A 17,096-nucleotide genomic window follows, 5' to 3' on the forward strand; every position below is an offset into this window, starting at 1 on the left:
TGCCACTCAAATTCGCACGATGGTTATTTACTATGCAAGTCGAAAGTAGAAGTTCAGGGAAAGGCAAGGAGCATGTCATTATCCCAGATAAAAAAACAACGACCGAATCCAAGGTCCCAGCAGAGCTTTCAAGCTGGTTGAGCTTGGTTGGTACAGACAGAGACAAGCAGGCATTTACCTGTTTGTTCAAGTTCTTTGCTCCCAAGATAAAGCGTTTCGGAATTAGCAAGTTAGGCGGCGAAGCTGCTGCAAACGAGCTGGTTCAAGACACCATGACCAACGTTTGGAAGAAAGCCCATCTTTATAACGAAGACAAGGGCGCTGCAACGACTTGGGTCTACACCGTTATGCGAAACGCCGCTTTTGATATGTTGCGTAAGGTAAAAGCCAAAGCGGAACAGACAATCGCCGATGACATCTGGCCTATCGACGCAATGGTTGCAGAATCTCAAAGCGAAGAGTTACCGTTTGGTGACCATTTGATGAGCCGACACGTAATGACTCAAATAGAGAAGCTGCCTCTGGCTCAGAAAACTATTGTCAAAGGCGTTTACTTTCAAGAACTTTCTCAAGAGCAACTTGCCCAACAACTTGGCGTCCCACTTGGAACAGTGAAATCACGTCTAAGACTCGCTTTAGCCAAACTTAAGGTTCATATGGGGGAACAAAGCCATGATTAAACATCACCCTAACGAAGCAATTTTGAAAGACTTTGTTGACGGCACGCTTGCTGACTCAGTGTCTCTGATCGTGTCGAGCCATGTTGAGCTGTGTGAACATTGCCAGGCAAAGGTGCAGCATATAACGGCTAATGCAGCTGACAGCGTTTTTGATGAGCAGCAAACAGCAACAAATAACGAGGCGGTTAGCTTCCTTGCAGACGACATAGATTTCGATTTCGATGTTATCGATCAGATCACTGCCGATTTGTCGCAATCAATCGAGGTGGAATCAAAAGCGGAACAAGTGACTGTCGCAGATACTACCTTCACTATTCCACGTGCGTTGAGTTCAATCGCGAGAAAGGACTGGATGAACCTCGGGAAGATATCTCGGGCACGACTCGATTTTGAAGACGACGCGCACCACACTAGCTTGTTGCACATCGATAAAGACGGACAAGTTCCTTGCCACACACACAAAGGCTTCGAGATTACTCTATTGTTAGAAGGCAGTTTCGAAGACGAGATGGGTGTCTACAATAAAGGCGATTTCATTTGGTTAGATGGAAATCATACCCATCAGCCAGCAACGAAAGAAGGGTGTGTGTGCCTGACAGTATCAAGCGACGCCTTGTACTTCACCAAAGGGGTGAGCCAGCTGTTCAACCCACTGGGCAAATACATTTATTAAGTTACGTCACAAAATTTTTAAAGTCGGCTAGGAAACAACGTCAAAAACAGACTAAATTAATGTGGGATAAGCAACATCCCACATAACAAAAAACAAAATGAGCAATGAACGTAAGGAATTGACCAATGGATAAAAAAATAAAAATAGGCATTAGTGCATGTGTCGCCGGTCATAAAGTTAGGTTCGATACTGGCCACAAACGCTCTCGCTTCTGCACGGAAGACCTTGCAGATTATGTTGAGCTTGAGCCAGTGTGCCCTGAAATGGCAGTTGGATTGCCAACGCCTCGCCCAACCATTCGTCAGACACGGATGTTAGACGATATCATTCACGTTTCCCGTCCTGATGGTAGTGGCGACGTCACTGATGAGCTAATCGAATTCGGTCAAAACTACTCCAAGAGTAACCAACACATTGCTGGTTTCATTGTGTGCCAAAAGAGCCCAACTTGTGGCATGGAGCGCGTTAAGGTGTATCACCACCATGGTCGCGGCTCTGAATCAACAGGTATTGGCATGTTCACTAAGCAGGTTATGGAAGGCAATCCATTGCTGCCTGTGGAAGAGAATGGTCGCCTGAACGATCCGATTTTGCGTGAAAACTTCATGACACGTGTGTTCACGTATCAGAAGTGGCTAGACCTAGTAGATGAAGGCATTACCAAGCACAAACTTATCCAGTTCCATAGCGCCCACAAGTATCTAGTAATGTGCCACCACGTTGAGGGCTATAAAAGCCTTGGCAAGCTACTAGCGAGTACTGACCTGGATATCAATGAGCTTGCAGATAAATATATCGAAGGGCTGATGACGGCATTATCGCACCATGCAAACCGTGGTACGCACGCCAACACGCTTCAACACCTTCAAGGTTACTTTAAGAAGCAGCTCAGCAGTGCTCACAAGCAAGAGTTATCTAACCAGATTGCTTCTTTCAGAGAGGGCGTGATTCCACTGTTAGTGCCACTAACACTGATAAATCACTACTTGATGGAATACCCAAACGAGTACCTGCAGTCACAGGTTTACCTAAACCCTCACCCGCAAGAACTTAAACTGAGATACGGATATTGAGCGATATTCTATGGATAAGACGAGACCTGCGCATTCACGATAATCCAGCTCTCGTCTCAGCAATCGAAAACGGCGTTTCAATCGCCGTTTTTATTTCAACACCACAAAAGTGGCATCAGCACCACCTTGCTCCGATTAAAGCAGACTTTATCTTCCGTCATTTAAAGCAACTGGAAGCTGAACTCGCCGACTTGGGCATAACCCTGCTGCACCTCAAAGCGACCGATTTTGATGATCAAGCCAAGCAGTTGACCGAGCTGTACCAACAACTCGGTTCTCAGGTTGTTTTCGCCAATTCAGAGCCAGAAGTCGATGAACAAGCTCGTGACCAACAACTGATATCGAGCGGTATAAATCTTCAGATCAGCGACTGTGATGTGATGCTCCCTCTAGGCAGTGTGCTTAACCAGCAAGGTGAGATGTTCAAAGTTTTCACGCCATTTAAAAATGCCTGGTTAAAAGAAGTGCAAGCAAAAGGCATTCAATGCAGTCCTGCTGCGCTCACTTCTAAAAACAATGCTAAAGCCCTGTTACCTGACAACTTGCAAACGCTCCAGCTTGCCAGTGACTATGATTTCGACTTTCCGCGTGTCGACTCAAGCCGTTGGCCACTCAGCCAGGACGTACTTGGCAATGTGATACCTAACTTTCTAGCCAACAAGGTCAACGACTACGCTCACCTGAGAGACATCCCTTCAGTAAAAGGTACCTCAGGTTTATCGCCTTACTTAGCGATTGGCGCGGTAAGCCCAAGATGGTTAGCCATTCAACTGATCCAACAGCAACCCGATTTACTGTTTGATACCCAACTGCCCGCTTTTTCTTGGCTCAATGAATTGATTTGGAGAGACTTTTATAAGCACTTGATGTTCCACCATCCTAAACTGGTTAAAGGGGCTAACTTCCAGCAAAAATACAATGGCTTAGATTGGTATAAAGATCATCCGAGCTTCAAAGCGTGGTGTGAAGGAAAAACGGGGTATCCATTGGTTGATGCGGCCATGCGTCAACTGGTCGAAACCGGCTGGATGCACAACAGGTTAAGAATGGTAGTCGCTAGCTTTCTAACTAAACACTTGTTGATTGACTGGCGTTGGGGTGAGCGCTTCTTTATGGAACACCTAATTGACGGTGATTTTAGTGCCAACAATGGCGGCTGGCAGTGGGCTTCAAGTACCGGCTGTGATGCACAACCTTACTTCCGAATCTTCAATCCGATCACCCAGAGTGAAAAGTTTGATCCGAAAGGAATTTTTATCCGTAAGTACATACCAGAGCTGCAAAATATTCCGGACAAGCATGTGCATTTCCCACATGATTACATAGCAAAAAACGGAATAAACAGTGAATACTGGCAACCCATCGTTGAACATAAAGAAGCACGATTGAGAGCCTTAGCCTTTTTCAAATAATTAGAGTGAATATTATGGATAACTCTCTATGGCTTGATAACTTTCTCAACATGTATCGAGAGCTCGGAACGGACAATTTCGACGTGCTAAAGACGGTTTATCACCCTAATATCGAATTCCAAGACCCGCTGCATCATGTCAGCGGGATTGCAGCGCTAACTCACTACTTCGACAACATTTACACCCAAGTGACTAGCTGTAACTTTCACATCGAGCACACGTTTGAAGTTAACGGCGAAGCATCGGTGTATTGGACAATGCACTTTGTACACAAGCAACTTAATGGGCAGAAGCCTATCGAGGTGCAAGGCCACAGCCACCTAAAAATGCTCGATGATCAAGTGATTTACCATAGAGACTATCTCGATGTCGGCTCTATGTTGTATGAACATATTCCGGTATTAGGCTGCGCCATCAAATCCATCAAGAAAAGAGCGAGCCGATAATGCGTATTATGATCACAGGTGCGACCTCAGGTATCGGCCAATCACTCGCTCTCGATTATGCCCAGCAAGGACACCAAGTCATTGCTTGTGGTCGTAGCCAAGATAAATTAAAGGCTCTCGTCGATTCGCACGAAACTGACATTGCAGAGTCGTCTATTACACCTCTGTGCTTTGACTTAACGGATTACCACAACTTCCCGGAGCTTGACCAAGACAATCCACTTGACCTTCTCATTCTCAATGCGGGTGACTGTGAATACATCGATGACCCAGTCAACTTTGATGCAGAGCTTTTTGAGCGCGTCATCAACATTAACTTAATCTCCATTGGTTACGCTCTAAAGTCTTGGCTGAAAAACATCAAACCCGGCGGACGCTTGGTTTTAGTAAGCTCTAGCGCCAGCTTTTTGCCTCTGCCAAGAGCCGAGGCTTATGGCGCTTCAAAGGCAGCACTCACTTACTTAGGAAGAACGCTTTCGGTTGATCTTGCCAAGCACAATATTTATGTCTCAATTGTGCACCCTGGATTCGTTGAAACGCCTTTAACCGAGCGAAACACGTTCGCTATGCCTATGATTATAAGTAGTGAGGCTGCAACTCAGCGAATCGTTAACGGAATTGCTCAAGGAAAGAGCGAGATCGATTTCCCTAGACGATTCATCATGTTGATGAAGCTAATAAGAATGCTTCCAACTTCAGTTTGGCAAAAACTCGCTTCAGGGATGGTATAACAATGAAGAAAATCGCCATTATTGGTTCAGGCATTTCTGGACTCACTTGCGCGCACATATTAGATAAACACCACGACGTAACCGTATTCGAGAAAAACGACTACGTTGGGGGGCACACCGCCACCGTTGATATTGAACATCAAGGCTCGGCGTTCTCGATTGATACTGGCTTCATCGTGTTCAACGATCGAACGTACCCAAACTTCAATCAACTACTCGAACAGTTGGGCATTGAACGACAACCGACAGAAATGAGCTTTAGCGTACACAACACATCCACTCAGTTTGAATACAACGGTCACAGCATCAACTCGCTGTTCGCGCAGAGGAGCAACATCTTCAAGCCGCAGTTCTGGTCATTAATCTCTGACATTCTGAAATTCAACAAGTTGTGCAAGGCTCAATTCGAAAGCAATGTGTTTACACCTGACGTTACCCTTGGCAGTTTCCTCCGTGATAACCAATTTTCAGACTTCTTTAGCCAACACTACATCCTACCGATGGGTGCTGCGATTTGGTCAACAAGCCTTGAAGAGATGGAAGAGTTTGAACTTAAATTCTTTATCCAGTTCTTCTACAACCACGGCCTGCTAGATATCACCAACCGCCCTCAATGGTATGTGATTCCAAAAGGCTCCCGCTCGTACGTTGAAATTATCCTTTCTCGCTTGAGTAAGCCAGTTGCCTTGAACACATCGATTCAACAAGTCACTCGTCAGGAAACAGGTGTGACTATCGAATTTGCAGGCGGCACGACCGAGCAGTTTGATGAAGTGATATTTGCTTGTCACTCAGACCAAGCGTTAGCACTGATAGGCGATGCAACACCTGAGGAGAAAGAGGTATTAGGTGAGATACCATACAGCCGCAACGAAGTGGTTCTTCATACCGATACCAGCTTGTTACCAGACAGAAGACTGGCGTGGGCAAGTTGGAACTACATGCTGGATGGTAATAGCAAGCGACCAGCTTGTGTCACTTACAACATGAATATTCTGCAGGGAATAGAGAGCAAAGACACCTTCTGCGTGACCTTAAACCAGAGTGAAGCCATTGCTCCTGAAAAGATCATCCGAAGCTTTGTTTATCACCACCCAGTATTGAATTCAAACACGGTCAATGCACAACAGCAACGTGATCGAATTTGCGGTAAACAGAATACGCATTTCGCAGGCGCGTATTGGTACAACGGGTTCCACGAAGATGGCGTGCATAGTGCATTGGATGTGACCAAGCGCTTTGGTCTGGACCTCAGCACGAGCTCAGCACAATGAACACCGAGACCCTAGCATCCAACACGGAGATAGCATCCGAACACGGTGAAGAGTTCAGCGGTATCTATTGGGGAAACGTCAGACATCGCCGCTTTGGTGATATCCCTCATGAGTTTAGCTACCAGCTCTACATGATGGGGCTAGATCTCGATGAGCTGCCTAAGACCACCGCGCGAAGTGTGCTGTTTGGCACTCGCTGGTACAACCCGATTCGCTTTGTCGAATCGGACTATCTTGCTGAAAAAGAAGAAAATGCAATTGGCGATGAACCTAAACCCCTGAAACACCGTATAGCTTCCAAAGTACAACAGCTTGGTGGCGATTGGTCTGATACAAACCGTGTAACAATGCTGGCTCAATGCCGATGTTTAGGTATTTACTTTAGTCCAATCAACTGCTTTTTCTGTTACGACGAATCAGGCGAGTGTCGCTATATGTTGGCCGAGGTTAGCAACACACCTTGGCGAGAAAGGCACTATTATCTGATCGACATGCGCCAAGAGTTGAAAGTTAAAAAAGATTTTCACGTTTCGCCGTTCATGGATTTAAACATGACCTATTTTTGGAAGATTAAGCCACCAGCGAAACGAACGCTTGTCCACATCGAAAGCCGCAGAAGCGAACGAATATTCGATGCGACACTAGCTTTGACTAAGCAGTCAGTAACGAAAACAAACATTAGACGAACGGTTGTTAAAATCCCGGCAATGACGGTGAAAGTCGTGATGGGGATTTATTATCAGGCTCTCAAGTTATTCCTGAAAAAAGTACCGTTTGTGGCGCACCCAAACTCAACATCTTAAGCGCCTGACCACGACTCACCAACTATGAGTCTGCTCAAACCAACGAATATCACCCAACTTTAGTTGGCAAAAAGTTAGAATGAATTCTCAGCGAGGTTGACATGGAACAGCTTGCAAAACAAAACAACATTGAACAACAAGCCAAAGCCGTTGCTGTTTCAAGCAACTGTAAATATCGAGCTTTAATTTTTAAGGTCCTAGAGCGCCTGCAGTTTGCGTCACTAGAAATCATCGAGCGTGACCAGCATTCGGTGTTTGGTGACAGAGAAGCAGACTTGAAAGGTCGAATCGTGATTCATGATGCGACCTTTTTTAAAGATGTTGTTATCAACGGCAGTATTGGCGCATCCGAAGCCTACATTGATGGCAAATGGACCAGTCCAAATCTAACCCGCGTTATCCAGATTATGGCTCGCAACCAATCCCAATTAGATGAGCTGGACGACAAAACTCAGTGGATATCTCGAATTAAGAATCTCCTGCTTCGTCGCAAAAATGCCAACACCGAGCAAGGCTCTAAACGAAACATTTTGGCTCACTACGACATCGGTAATGAGCTGTACGAACGTTTTCTTGATAGTTCAATGCAGTACTCGTCAGCGATCTACAGTGATGAAGCGTTGACTTTATCGAAAGCGCAACAAAACAAGATGAGAACCATCTGTGAGCGTTTAGAACTTTCAGAATCGGATAGCGTGGTTGAGATAGGGACTGGCTGGGGTGGTTTAGCAATCTTCATGGCACAACATTATGGCTGCCACGTCACCACCACCACTATTTCAGATGCACAACACGAGGTAGCAGAGCAGCGCGTAAAATCGCTCGGGTTAACCGACAAAATTACTCTACTCAAAGAAGACTATCGCAACCTAACGGGTGAATACGATAAGTTGGTTTCCATCGAGATGATAGAAGCGGTAGGTCACGAATACCTGCAAACCTTCTTTGAGAAATGTTCTTCACTCTTGAAGCCTTCCGGCAAAATGTTGATTCAAGCGATTACCATCGCCGATGGGCGTTATGAAAAGTACCGCAAAGGCGTCGACTTTATCCAAAAGTACATTTTCCCTGGTGGCTGCTTACCTTCTGTATCAGTGATGACCCAGCATCTTGCGACCAGTACCGACCTTGTCGTTCAAGAGATTGACGACATTGGTCTACACTACGCGCGCACATTGAACGACTGGAACATTGCCTTTCAAAACAGCTGGGAAGAATTGCAATCACTGGGCTATTCAGAAGAGTTCAAGCGCCTGTGGACCTTCTACTTCTGCTACTGTGAAGGTGCGTTCCGCGAGCGCGTGATCAGCACTCATCATCTAGTGGCAAGAAAACCTCGTTACTTTGGAGCGAAAGATGAAACGGTTTTGGATTATTAATCTCATTCTGTTTCAAGCGACCTGGGTTTGCAGCGCGTTCTTCACCGCTCAAGCCCCGTTCGTAACACCGCTGCTGGTGATCATTCACTTCCTATTGTCACCGACTCGCCACAGCGACCTTAAAATACTCGTTCTATTACCATTGGGGCTACTACTTGATAGCCTCATGCTTCACTTCGGCGTCTTCGCCGTCGACCCTGCCATTGCCAATCAATCATGGTTCCCTGTGTGGCTCGTCTGCCTATGGATCATGTTCTTGATTAGCTTTAACCACAGCCTTAATTGGCTCTTAAAATGCTCAAAAGTGATCTTGTTCGCCATAGGGTTCGTAGCGGGTACTAGTAGCTATTGGGGAGGAATCAAAGCTGGCGCCCTCCTTGCTGCTTGGCCAGATGCATCGGTAGTTGCTGCCCTTGCGTTAAGTTGGGGGATATTTTTGCCTCTTCTTGTGGCCGCCTACTCAAACTTAATGAAACCGACAATGGCAAGGACAACGAGGTGACTTATGGCTTACTCACTCAAACGGACACAGGCGCTCCATTCAAAGAGCACCGAGAGTCACACGTGTGCCCAATCTAACACTCAAACAGCTGCAGACAATCAGTACTTAAAAGCATTTCTAGGTGGCTTCACTCTCTCTCTATTAATCGTAGCATTACTGTTTGCTGGGCAAGCGCGCGGCTCTGCTGTCGACGATTTAAACAAGCGCGGACAAGGCGAAATGAGTTACCTATTTTGGACCCTCTATTCTGCTGAATTCTACACCGCACCTTCGAGTTCAGAACGCGCATTGAAAATAGAGTACTACCGTTCAATAGACAGTAAGGATCTGCTCGAAGCGACCGAAGATCAATGGAACAAACTTGGCTACCCTAACAGCAACATCGAACGCTGGCTGAAGCCACTCTATTCGATGTGGCCCAACGTAGAGGCAGGAAGCACACTAACGATTCGCGTAGCAGAAGATAACGTCAGCCGCTTTTACTTCGATGAGCAGCCTATCGGTGTCATTCAAGACAAACAATTTGGCGATGCCTTCCTAGCGATCTGGCTCTCTGAAAACACCTCCGAACCGGGCCTACGCAAACAACTATTAGGTTTAAATAAATGAATCCAAAAACAACAATAATCAAATTTGCCCTAGCAATACTATCTCTTAGTTGGCTAACAGGGTGTGGCTCTGCCAGCCTTGATAATCATGTCGACACAACACCAGAGCTCAAACTTGAGACCTTCTTCAATGGCGAGTTAATGGCCTACGGTATGGTACTTGATCGCTCCGGCAACTTGCTACGACGTTTTGATGCCAAACTCATTGCTAAGTGGGAAGGCAATAATGGTGAAATCAAAGAGTGGTTCTCATTTGCCGATGGTGAACGCTCAACCCGAATTTGGAACCTGATAAAAACCGGCGACAACACCTACTCAGGCACCGCTAACGATGTAGTAGGAACCGCTTATGGTGAAACCCAAGGCTCTGCACTCTACTGGAAATACGATTTAGAAATCGAAGTCGATGGCAGTACCTATGAAGTCACACTAGATGATTGGATGTTCTTGATGGACGAAAAGCGATTATTCAACAAGACCGAAATGTCTAAGTTCGGCTTTAAGGTCGGAGAGGTCATCCTGTACATCGAAAAGATTTAGACAACTCGCCCTTCAATTCAATCTGAATCCCCCGCTTTAGAATCCAGCCCACTACGACGCGTTGTGGGCTGTTTCGTATAATCCCTCAAATAGCGTGCCTACATGCTCTCCCGCTGTGCTAAGATGCGCCACCAGCGTGCAAATGGCCGATTCCTCATATCGGTGAGTGACCATTTGTTTCGCCACGTGTAGACTCCCTAACAGATAAATTTAAAAGGCTTTAAAGCATGAGCAAGTTAACCTCAGCGGAGCGTAAAGCTCGCGACAACGAACGTTTCTCACAACGCGTAAACGAGCGCAGAGAAAAAGGTGAAGACGTAGTTGCTTACGCGTTAACCAACAAAAAAGCCGTTAAATTCCTGACCAAGTCAGAGAAGAAACGTCTCAATGAGATGAAAACTGCTCGCCAAGAAGAGCTTCGTCAGAAAGAACAAGAAGAGCTGAACCGAATCGAAGACGCCTTCACCATCAAACAGTTCGACGACGAATAATCACGACAAACAACTCAAAGTGCTGCCGCAGATCTTGGCTACCCAAGCAAATGAGATCTTAAATTATTTTGTAAGGGTGACCTTCAAAATGTGCGACAATGCGCGACGTAAATTCATATTCAAGGTTCATTATGAAACTTCTAGTTCGTAACCTATCTCGCTCAACAACAGAGCAAGACATCCGTGTACTATTTTCTGAGTTCGGTTCAGTAAAAGCATGCAACCTAGTATTAGACCAAGAAACTGGCTACTCAAAAGGTTTTGCTTTCGTTGAAATGCCAGAGCAAGAAGAAGCGAAAACTGCACTAGACAAGCTGCACATGACAAAGCTTGGCAAAAACACAATTCGTGTAAAAGTAGCGAACTCTTAATCGAGTCAATGCTTCATAAGGCACATGGCTTAGCTTAACGGCAACACAGATGATAAAGCCCGTAACGATATCGCGCTGAAATAACGCCATATCGTTACGGGCTTTTTGCTGCTGGGTACTTTTCTAAGCGCTCACCACGTATCTATAACCCTTCATAGTCATCAATGGCTCGTCGTGCTTCAGCCATTGAACATCCAGATTCCATCACCAATTGAGCGACCGTCATCGAAGGTGTTGCCGCTAACAGCGACGCCAAGCACACCACAGGTTTAGGCAGCACCTTGTCTATGGCTACTGTTATCCAGCCGTCTTTCTCATGAGTTAACAAAGCTTTGAATTCGATCAATTGATGCTCCTGAGCCACCAATAGCCAATTGCGTGAGCGGCGAACTCGCTTCAACTGACATCCACATTCTGCAGCGTTCGCCATTACTTGGCTCTTATCACTCACACGATGTACAAAACTATTCAGTGGGACGCTAAACATAACTCTCTGCTAACCAATCTCTATCAATCATTGAAGCGCTATGTACTCGCAACTCAGCACTTCAATCACAACTCAATAAAACCATGAGTAGGATTACACAGACACAAAAAAACCGCCAGTGATGCACTAAGCAGCCTCGCGGTTTTTCATTCTTTAGAGCCTAACGCTCGATATCAGCAGCAGCTTTTTGAATTGCCTTTGTCGCAGCAATTTGAGTTCACCACAGCACCTCGCTCAAAACCAGCAATTGCATACGCTAAAGCAGTAAATGATTGCTCAATATTGTTGCGTGACGTCGCGATGTTCATTCGCATGAAGTGAGGACTTTCAGCGCCAAACCAACCACCTGGGGTTAAGCCCATCTTAGCCTGTTCAAACACCACGTTCTTTAGCTCTTCTTCCGAGAAACCTAACTCAGAAAAATCAAACCACACTTGATAAGTGCCTTGCGGTTGGAAGACTTTCAATTGAGGAATACGCTGCTCAGCAAACTCAGTGATCCATTTAACCGTGTCTTGTAGATACACCAACATGCCGTCTAGCCACGCTTCACCCTTTTCAAAGGCAGCAATGGTCGCAAACGTGGTCAAGGCATTACCATGGTCAAGATACATCGCCTCTACGTTGACTTTAAACGCTTCAAATAGCTCATTATTGTTGGTGTACACATAGCCATTTGAGATGCTGTGCATACCAAAGGTTTTCGCCGGAGAACCAATCAGGGTAATCACCTTGTCGTAATCAAAACTGGTCAAGCTTGTGAAAGTATGGCCTTCAAAAATAATGTCGGAATGGATTTCATCGCTGATGATCAGGACATCGTGACGCTTGGCGATATCAACGACTTGCTCTATTTCTTGCGCTGTCCACACACGGCCAGTTGGGTTATGGGGATTACAGAAAATCATCGTCTTCACTTGATGGTCGACGATCTGTTGCTCCATCCCCTCGAAATCAATTTGGTAACTTTGGCCATCATTAACTAGGGGGCTTTTCACTACCTCGCGACCGGCTTTGTTCACCAAATTAGAAAACTGGTGATAGGCTGGCGTATGAATAAGCACGCCATCACCTTCGTTGGTGAATTGGCGCAGTAACAAGGCAATACCAGAGAGCACACCCGGCACCTGCACAAATTTGTCTGGTGAAAGGTTCAAACCATGACGCTTTGCATACCATTTTGAAAGGGTTTCAAACACCGCTTGCTCATGAAACTCGTAAGAATATACGCCGCGTTCGACCAAACGATTCAGCTCTTGAGTGATGGGTTCCGCTATCTGAAAATCCATATCAGCAACCCAATATGGGAATACATCTGTGGTGTTATACATATTCATAAGCATCTGCGGTTTGCTTTTAATAAACGCATTATCACCGTAGTTCGATGTACTCTTAAACGCTGTCATGGCCTGTCCTCAAATAGTTTCTCAATCATCTTTTACAAATAAGATGAATTACATAAATGCCCATAAGACGATAGCAAAGTCAAAAAGACGAAGCTTTTAGAAAAAAACTGGAAATGAGTCCCTTGCCTCTACCTTTATCTCAGTCTTAACCGAATTCGTAATAAAGCAATTCTTGTATGGTAAGTAGTGCTGATTTTTGAGAGCGATGCTGCGTCAGTGAGATGCGTATTTATCGCAGTAAGCCTAAGAAAAAAAGCCCCCACTGAATTCAGTGGGGGCTTTCCGATTACTCACACTCTTTCTTACTGCTCAGGGCAAAAGCGGATGTGCTGATTAGCTTTAATCCTGATAAGACTGGGAAGCCAAGCGAATAAAGGCGTTGGTTTCACCGTATTTCTTATACTCACCCACTCGCTGTACCACTTCAAAGAATAGGCCATTCACTTCTTTGGTGTAGAAATGGAAGAACGCCCCCGTGTCATCTTCGGTGTAAAGGATATTGTTCTTCTGTAGCTGCTCAATCGACTCATCTTCCAGATCGAATTGTGCCTGAATATCTAGGTAGTAGTTATTCGGGATCTTCAATTGATAGATAGGCGATAGGTTAGCCGCCGCTTTAAAGATATCTCGGCACTCAATCGCAATCTGATTAATGCTCGCACCATTAGAGTCATTTAAGAATCGCTGAGCTGAAGTACGCTTAGCGCTGGTACTATTAAGTGCGATCTTAATGTTCTCGTTCGGGCTCTTAATCGTGCGGCTAGTGATTAAGCCGTTGATGTCTGGCAGATCAAAGCTATCTTCAGGAACAAAGCCAAAGATCGACTTATAGAAGAACATGTTCGACAGCAAAGTCTCTGGCGACACTACCTGACCAATGTGGTCAACGCGAATCAAGTTATCGTTCACTGCCGGTTGCTGCTCTACTGGCTTGAAATCGACGTCGTAAAACTTATCTGCTTGGTTCTCATCCAAAAGATGAATCATCAAGTTACTAGAACTCTTAAGCGTTGGAATATCCAGCTCATTTTCTTGGCGAGCTTGGAAAATCGCTGGACTGTTATAGCGTTTTGCCAGTTCAACCAAACGATCTGAATCTTTGGTTAATACGCCTAGCGCACACACAGATTCACCATGACCTTCTAAGTATGCCTGAGCGTTGCTGTTTTTCTCGTAGTTAAAGACGAAGTTAATATCACCTACTTGGTATAGGTCGACATTCTTACTCTTATGACTGTGTGTTTTGCTAAAGCCCAATGACTCAATCACATCGGTAAATGGGTTATCTTCACGCTCTTTTACTGCAAATTCAATGAAGCTCAAATCAGACACGCTTGGCATCTCAAACAAGTTGTTGGTCTGATCTTCGAGCCATTTCAGTGAACGTACGCCATCAACCGCTTTTTCTCTTGGAGAAGAAGCACGGAACTCATCGTTAAACACTTCATGAGAGAGGTAATCATCGTAGCCTTTATCTTTGAGTGTTTTCACAAAGTCGATTACAGGGAAATCACCTTGACCCGGGAAGCATCGGTAGTGACGGCTGTATTGCAAAATATCCATCTGCATTTTTGGCGCATCAGCGACCTGCACCAAAGCAATCTTTTCCACTGGAATATCTTCACGCAGCGTATCGAGTGTGTTGCCACGAGCAAACATGTGGAAGGTGTCCAATACCACGCCAAGATTCGGGTGGTCTACCATCTTCACCAAGTTCCAAGCATCATCGTAATCGGCAATATGACGACCCCACGCCAGCGCTTCATAACCCAGCTCCATATTTTCACGCTTGGCCAGTTCTGCCAAGGCATGCAGATCTTCAGCGCAGCGGTCAAGATTATTGGTCGAGAGTGGATTGACATTACTGCACATCATTAGGCGTTTTGTGCCCAGCTGATGCGCTAGATCCATCTTGCGCTCCATCATCTTGTATTTCTTTTCGCGCAAGCCATTTGGCATCCCTTCCATGTCTCGGAAAGGTTGTAGAACCAAGATCTCAAGCCCCATGCTGTCAGCGATGCGTTTAACATCGGCTGCAGAACCACGGTACTGAGTTAAATCATTTTCAAAAATTTCGATGGCATGAAAACCGGCTTTTGCCGCTGCATGCATCTTCTGTTCAAGAGTGCCAGATAGACAAACGGTCGCGATTGAATACTTCATCCTAAACTCCCTTAATTAACCAGTGCAGTAACGTCTTGAACCGGAACGTATTGCTCCGTTTCTGTCGCTTTAATGATGGCGTCGATCACCAACAGATTTTGCAGGCCATCGTAAATGCTGACTTTTGGTGTCTGTTCTTTGCCACGAATTAGAGCGCAGAAGTGCTCAAGTTGACGCTTAAGTGGATCTTCACGCGTTACTGGTTCTTGGCGCTCTTCCATTGCATTCCACCAAGAAGGCGTCACACCTTCTTTAAAAGACTTAATCTGCATTGTCGGGATCGATAGCGAGCCGTTGGTGCCAGCCACGTGGTAGCAATCCTCAGTTTCGTAAGTCGCGTAGGTCTTGTTCTCTTGCGAGGTTTGTTCCCAGCTACGCGGGCTTGCTGAGGCATCTGACAACATGAATGAACCCAATGTGCCATTAGCAAATCGCAGCGAGATTGCGGTTGTATCTTCAACTTCAAACTCGCGAGTCGCACTTGAATTCATAGCTTGAACACCAACAATGTCACCAACCAAATGACGTAGGTTGCCAATCTCATGAATCATGTTAATTAAGATCGGGCCGCCGCCTTTTACTTTGCGCCACTCGCCTTCGTTGTAGTAGTAATCAGGTTTGTAAAACATCGCGCTGCCCATGATAGATACCGTCTTACCCAATTCGCCGCTGTCGATGATCGACTTAGCGGTCTCTAGCAGCGGGCTATATGCACGGTGGTGGCCAACCAGCATTTTTGCTTCTTCACGATTAGCGTGTTTAAGAAGCTCAATGGCATCTTCTATCGAATCGGTGACAGGTTTTTCAACAATGGCAGGCACCCCTGCGTTAATACACTCGTGCGCTTGAATCGCATGCAGACGATTTGGTGTCGCCAAGATCACACCGTCCGGCTTATCTTTTGCAAACAGCTCTTCTAGGCTGGCGTAGACCTTAACGCCATACTCTTCCGCAACCTCTTTAGCACCCGGAGAAGGATCAACAATCGACGCCAACTGACATTGCGCGTTTTCAGAAACCAGTTTGATGTGTGTTTTCCCGATCAGACCTGCCCCAGCGACAGCAATTTTAACTTGTTCCATGTTATGACCTTATTTTTCATTCACGCTCTACAGGCGTCTATTTTTATGATGATGTTGTGATAGCAATAACGACGGACAGCGAGAGTCCAGAGGCCACCGTCGTGATAATTAGAGTGTTTAAACAGAAGCGTTGTTGTTGATAGAGCCCACCTAAAATCGGGTAGATGGACAACATAGGAGACGCAGCAAAGATCAGTAAGACATACTTGAGGTCTCCCTCTACGGGTAGCGTCATCAGCAGTGCAACGACCACCAATGGGAAGAACACCAGCTTCATGGAAGAGACAAAAGCGATTCGTCTGAACTGCTCAAATTTCAGTGACTGCCCCAGCGCCCCACCGATAGCAAACAGCGCCAATGCGACCGATGTTTTCGCAAAAATGGATACCCCTTCAGTCACGAATTCTGGCAAGCGAATTCCTGTGATATTCACGACTAAAGCAAAGCTGATCGCCAAGATAATCGGATTGCGACCAATACGACCCGCGACAATCTTTAGCTGCTCACTGATGCTTGACGAACGACCTTGAGCAAACTCCAGTGAAATCAAACTCAGCGGGATAAACACCAGATTCTCAATAAGCACACACATTAAAAATGCTTCAATGAACTGACCGTCGTACAGCGATAGCACTACAGGAAAGCCAACGAATGCGCTGTTTGGCATACCGCTGCCCAAACCATTAATGAAGCTTTCCGTCCAAGTGGACTTGAGCAAGCCTTTGCTCACCAATATCGCCACGGTCATTGCACTCAAGCCAGCAATGGCGTACACCAACATGAAGTTGACTTGGATGACCTGCCCTAATTCAATGCTACTCAAGCTGCTGATGATCACTGCTGGCAGCGATACATACAGCACGAACTTGCTCACCTCAGCGACGAATTGATGGCTAAAAAAGCCTTTTTTGGTCGTGAGGAACCCTACTGCCACGATAAAAATCAGTGGCAGCAACACTTCAAATACAAACATTG

At 45.8% G+C, this 17,096-nt stretch carries 19 protein-coding genes; 14 read left to right on the forward strand and 5 right to left on the reverse strand.

Features of this window, described 5'->3' with window-relative positions:
• Positions 1-32 precede the first annotated feature (32 nt).
• The 14 genes from OH460_RS01185 (at position 33) to OH460_RS01250 (ending at position 10,983) form a co-directional block, all read left to right on the forward strand.
• Complete coding sequence (locus OH460_RS01185) at positions 33-680, forward strand: sigma-70 family RNA polymerase sigma factor (RefSeq protein ID WP_269994290.1); 648 nt, start codon at positions 33-35, stop codon at positions 678-680.
• Positions 673-1,353, forward strand: coding sequence for a ChrR family anti-sigma-E factor (locus tag OH460_RS01190; protein WP_269994292.1), 681 nt, complete (start codon positions 673-675; stop codon positions 1,351-1,353). The genes OH460_RS01185 and OH460_RS01190 overlap by 8 nt, the downstream gene beginning before the upstream one ends.
• A 125-nt stretch (positions 1,354-1,478) precedes the next feature.
• Positions 1,479-2,426 carry a YbgA family protein gene (locus OH460_RS01195; RefSeq protein ID WP_269994293.1) on the forward strand — a complete coding sequence of 316 codons (948 nt, stop codon included), beginning with the start codon at positions 1,479-1,481 and terminating at the stop codon, positions 2,424-2,426.
• Complete coding sequence (gene phrB, locus OH460_RS01200) at positions 2,423-3,838, forward strand: deoxyribodipyrimidine photo-lyase (protein ID WP_269994295.1); 1,416 nt, start codon at positions 2,423-2,425, stop codon at positions 3,836-3,838. Before OH460_RS01195 ends, phrB begins: the two co-directional genes overlap by 4 nt.
• Before the next feature lie 14 nt (positions 3,839-3,852).
• Positions 3,853-4,284: a nuclear transport factor 2 family protein gene (locus OH460_RS01205; RefSeq protein WP_004736993.1), complete on the forward strand. Its 432-nt coding sequence runs from the start codon at positions 3,853-3,855 to the stop codon at positions 4,282-4,284.
• Positions 4,284-5,015, forward strand: coding sequence for an SDR family NAD(P)-dependent oxidoreductase (locus OH460_RS01210; RefSeq protein WP_269994298.1), 732 nt, complete (start codon positions 4,284-4,286; stop codon positions 5,013-5,015). The genes OH460_RS01205 and OH460_RS01210 overlap by 1 nt, the downstream gene beginning before the upstream one ends.
• Positions 5,016-5,017: 2 nt before the next feature.
• Positions 5,018-6,289 carry an NAD(P)/FAD-dependent oxidoreductase gene (locus tag OH460_RS01215; protein ID WP_269994300.1) on the forward strand — a complete coding sequence of 424 codons (1,272 nt, stop codon included), beginning with the start codon at positions 5,018-5,020 and terminating at the stop codon, positions 6,287-6,289.
• On the forward strand, positions 6,286-7,092 hold the full coding sequence (locus tag OH460_RS01220) for a DUF1365 domain-containing protein (RefSeq protein ID WP_269994301.1): 807 nt from the start codon (positions 6,286-6,288) through the stop codon (positions 7,090-7,092). The genes OH460_RS01215 and OH460_RS01220 overlap by 4 nt, the downstream gene beginning before the upstream one ends.
• Positions 7,093-7,193: 101 nt before the next feature.
• Positions 7,194-8,471, forward strand: coding sequence for an SAM-dependent methyltransferase (locus tag OH460_RS01225; protein WP_269994303.1), 1,278 nt, complete (start codon positions 7,194-7,196; stop codon positions 8,469-8,471).
• Complete coding sequence (locus OH460_RS01230) at positions 8,449-8,973, forward strand: DUF2878 domain-containing protein (protein WP_269994305.1); 525 nt, start codon at positions 8,449-8,451, stop codon at positions 8,971-8,973. The genes OH460_RS01225 and OH460_RS01230 overlap by 23 nt, the downstream gene beginning before the upstream one ends.
• A gap of 3 nt (positions 8,974-8,976) precedes the next feature.
• The gene (locus OH460_RS01235; protein WP_269994307.1) at positions 8,977-9,582 is read left to right on the forward strand and encodes a chalcone isomerase family protein; all 606 of its coding nucleotides are present in this window, start codon (positions 8,977-8,979) and stop codon (positions 9,580-9,582) included.
• Entirely contained in the window at positions 9,579-10,121 is a 543-nt protein-coding gene (locus OH460_RS01240; protein ID WP_269994309.1) for a DUF3833 domain-containing protein, read from the forward strand. The genes OH460_RS01235 and OH460_RS01240 overlap by 4 nt, the downstream gene beginning before the upstream one ends.
• 227 nt (positions 10,122-10,348) lie before the next feature.
• Positions 10,349-10,612, forward strand: a complete 264-nt coding sequence (locus OH460_RS01245; protein ID WP_171761880.1) for a DNA polymerase III subunit epsilon — start codon at positions 10,349-10,351, stop codon at positions 10,610-10,612.
• A gap of 131 nt (positions 10,613-10,743) precedes the next feature.
• Positions 10,744-10,983 carry an RNA recognition motif domain-containing protein gene (locus OH460_RS01250; protein ID WP_004736983.1) on the forward strand — a complete coding sequence of 80 codons (240 nt, stop codon included), beginning with the start codon at positions 10,744-10,746 and terminating at the stop codon, positions 10,981-10,983.
• A 142-nt stretch (positions 10,984-11,125) separates the two neighbouring features.
• Here the strand turns inward: OH460_RS01250 and OH460_RS01255 are convergent, their stop codons facing one another.
• The 5 genes from OH460_RS01255 to OH460_RS01275 form a co-directional block, all read right to left on the reverse strand.
• On the reverse strand, positions 11,126-11,470 hold the full coding sequence (locus tag OH460_RS01255; protein ID WP_061032887.1) for a ribosome recycling factor family protein: 345 nt from the start codon (positions 11,468-11,470) through the stop codon (positions 11,126-11,128).
• Between the two features lie 173 nt (positions 11,471-11,643).
• Entirely contained in the window at positions 11,644-12,876 is a 1,233-nt protein-coding gene (locus tag OH460_RS01260) for a MalY/PatB family protein (RefSeq protein WP_269994315.1), read from the reverse strand.
• A 339-nt stretch (positions 12,877-13,215) separates the two neighbouring features.
• Positions 13,216-15,039, reverse strand: coding sequence for a bifunctional sugar phosphate isomerase/epimerase/4-hydroxyphenylpyruvate dioxygenase family protein (locus OH460_RS01265; protein WP_269994317.1), 1,824 nt, complete (start codon positions 15,037-15,039; stop codon positions 13,216-13,218).
• Positions 15,040-15,050: 11 nt separating this feature from the next.
• Entirely contained in the window at positions 15,051-16,121 is a 1,071-nt protein-coding gene (locus OH460_RS01270) for a Gfo/Idh/MocA family protein (protein ID WP_269994319.1), read from the reverse strand.
• A gap of 43 nt (positions 16,122-16,164) precedes the next feature.
• Positions 16,165-17,094 carry an AEC family transporter gene (locus OH460_RS01275; RefSeq protein ID WP_269994321.1) on the reverse strand — a complete coding sequence of 310 codons (930 nt, stop codon included), beginning with the start codon at positions 17,092-17,094 and terminating at the stop codon, positions 16,165-16,167.
• Positions 17,095-17,096: the final 2 nt, after the last annotated feature.

It is taken from the genome of Vibrio sp. Makdt (assembly GCF_027587015.1).
Taxonomy (GTDB): Bacteria; Pseudomonadota; Gammaproteobacteria; order Enterobacterales; family Vibrionaceae; genus Vibrio; species Vibrio chagasii_B.

What these genes read in the sequence shown, in the direction of transcription:
- OH460_RS01240 (WP_269994309.1), top strand. Translation starts at nt 9,579, where the DNA reads ATGAATCCAAAAACAACAATAATCAAATTTGCCCTAGCAATACTATCT.
- OH460_RS01190 (WP_269994292.1), top strand. Translation starts at nt 673, where the DNA reads ATGATTAAACATCACCCTAACGAAGCAATTTTGAAAGACTTTGTTGAC.
- OH460_RS01235 (WP_269994307.1), top strand. Translation starts at nt 8,977, where the DNA reads ATGGCTTACTCACTCAAACGGACACAGGCGCTCCATTCAAAGAGCACC.
- OH460_RS01260 (WP_269994315.1), bottom strand. Translation starts at nt 12,876, where the DNA reads ATGACAGCGTTTAAGAGTACATCGAACTACGGTGATAATGCGTTTATT.
- OH460_RS01215 (WP_269994300.1), top strand. Translation starts at nt 5,018, where the DNA reads ATGAAGAAAATCGCCATTATTGGTTCAGGCATTTCTGGACTCACTTGC.
- OH460_RS01205 (WP_004736993.1), top strand. Translation starts at nt 3,853, where the DNA reads ATGGATAACTCTCTATGGCTTGATAACTTTCTCAACATGTATCGAGAG.
- OH460_RS01225 (WP_269994303.1), top strand. Translation starts at nt 7,194, where the DNA reads ATGGAACAGCTTGCAAAACAAAACAACATTGAACAACAAGCCAAAGCC.
- OH460_RS01250 (WP_004736983.1), top strand. Translation starts at nt 10,744, where the DNA reads ATGAAACTTCTAGTTCGTAACCTATCTCGCTCAACAACAGAGCAAGAC.
- OH460_RS01245 (WP_171761880.1), top strand. Translation starts at nt 10,349, where the DNA reads ATGAGCAAGTTAACCTCAGCGGAGCGTAAAGCTCGCGACAACGAACGT.
- OH460_RS01230 (WP_269994305.1), top strand. Translation starts at nt 8,449, where the DNA reads ATGAAACGGTTTTGGATTATTAATCTCATTCTGTTTCAAGCGACCTGG.
- OH460_RS01210 (WP_269994298.1), top strand. Translation starts at nt 4,284, where the DNA reads ATGCGTATTATGATCACAGGTGCGACCTCAGGTATCGGCCAATCACTC.
- OH460_RS01255 (WP_061032887.1), bottom strand. Translation starts at nt 11,470, where the DNA reads ATGTTTAGCGTCCCACTGAATAGTTTTGTACATCGTGTGAGTGATAAG.
- OH460_RS01220 (WP_269994301.1), top strand. Translation starts at nt 6,286, where the DNA reads ATGAACACCGAGACCCTAGCATCCAACACGGAGATAGCATCCGAACAC.
- OH460_RS01275 (WP_269994321.1), bottom strand. Translation starts at nt 17,094, where the DNA reads ATGTTTGTATTTGAAGTGTTGCTGCCACTGATTTTTATCGTGGCAGTA.
- OH460_RS01195 (WP_269994293.1), top strand. Translation starts at nt 1,479, where the DNA reads ATGGATAAAAAAATAAAAATAGGCATTAGTGCATGTGTCGCCGGTCAT.
- OH460_RS01265 (WP_269994317.1), bottom strand. Translation starts at nt 15,039, where the DNA reads ATGAAGTATTCAATCGCGACCGTTTGTCTATCTGGCACTCTTGAACAG.
- OH460_RS01270 (WP_269994319.1), bottom strand. Translation starts at nt 16,121, where the DNA reads ATGGAACAAGTTAAAATTGCTGTCGCTGGGGCAGGTCTGATCGGGAAA.
- OH460_RS01185 (WP_269994290.1), top strand. Translation starts at nt 33, where the DNA reads ATGCAAGTCGAAAGTAGAAGTTCAGGGAAAGGCAAGGAGCATGTCATT.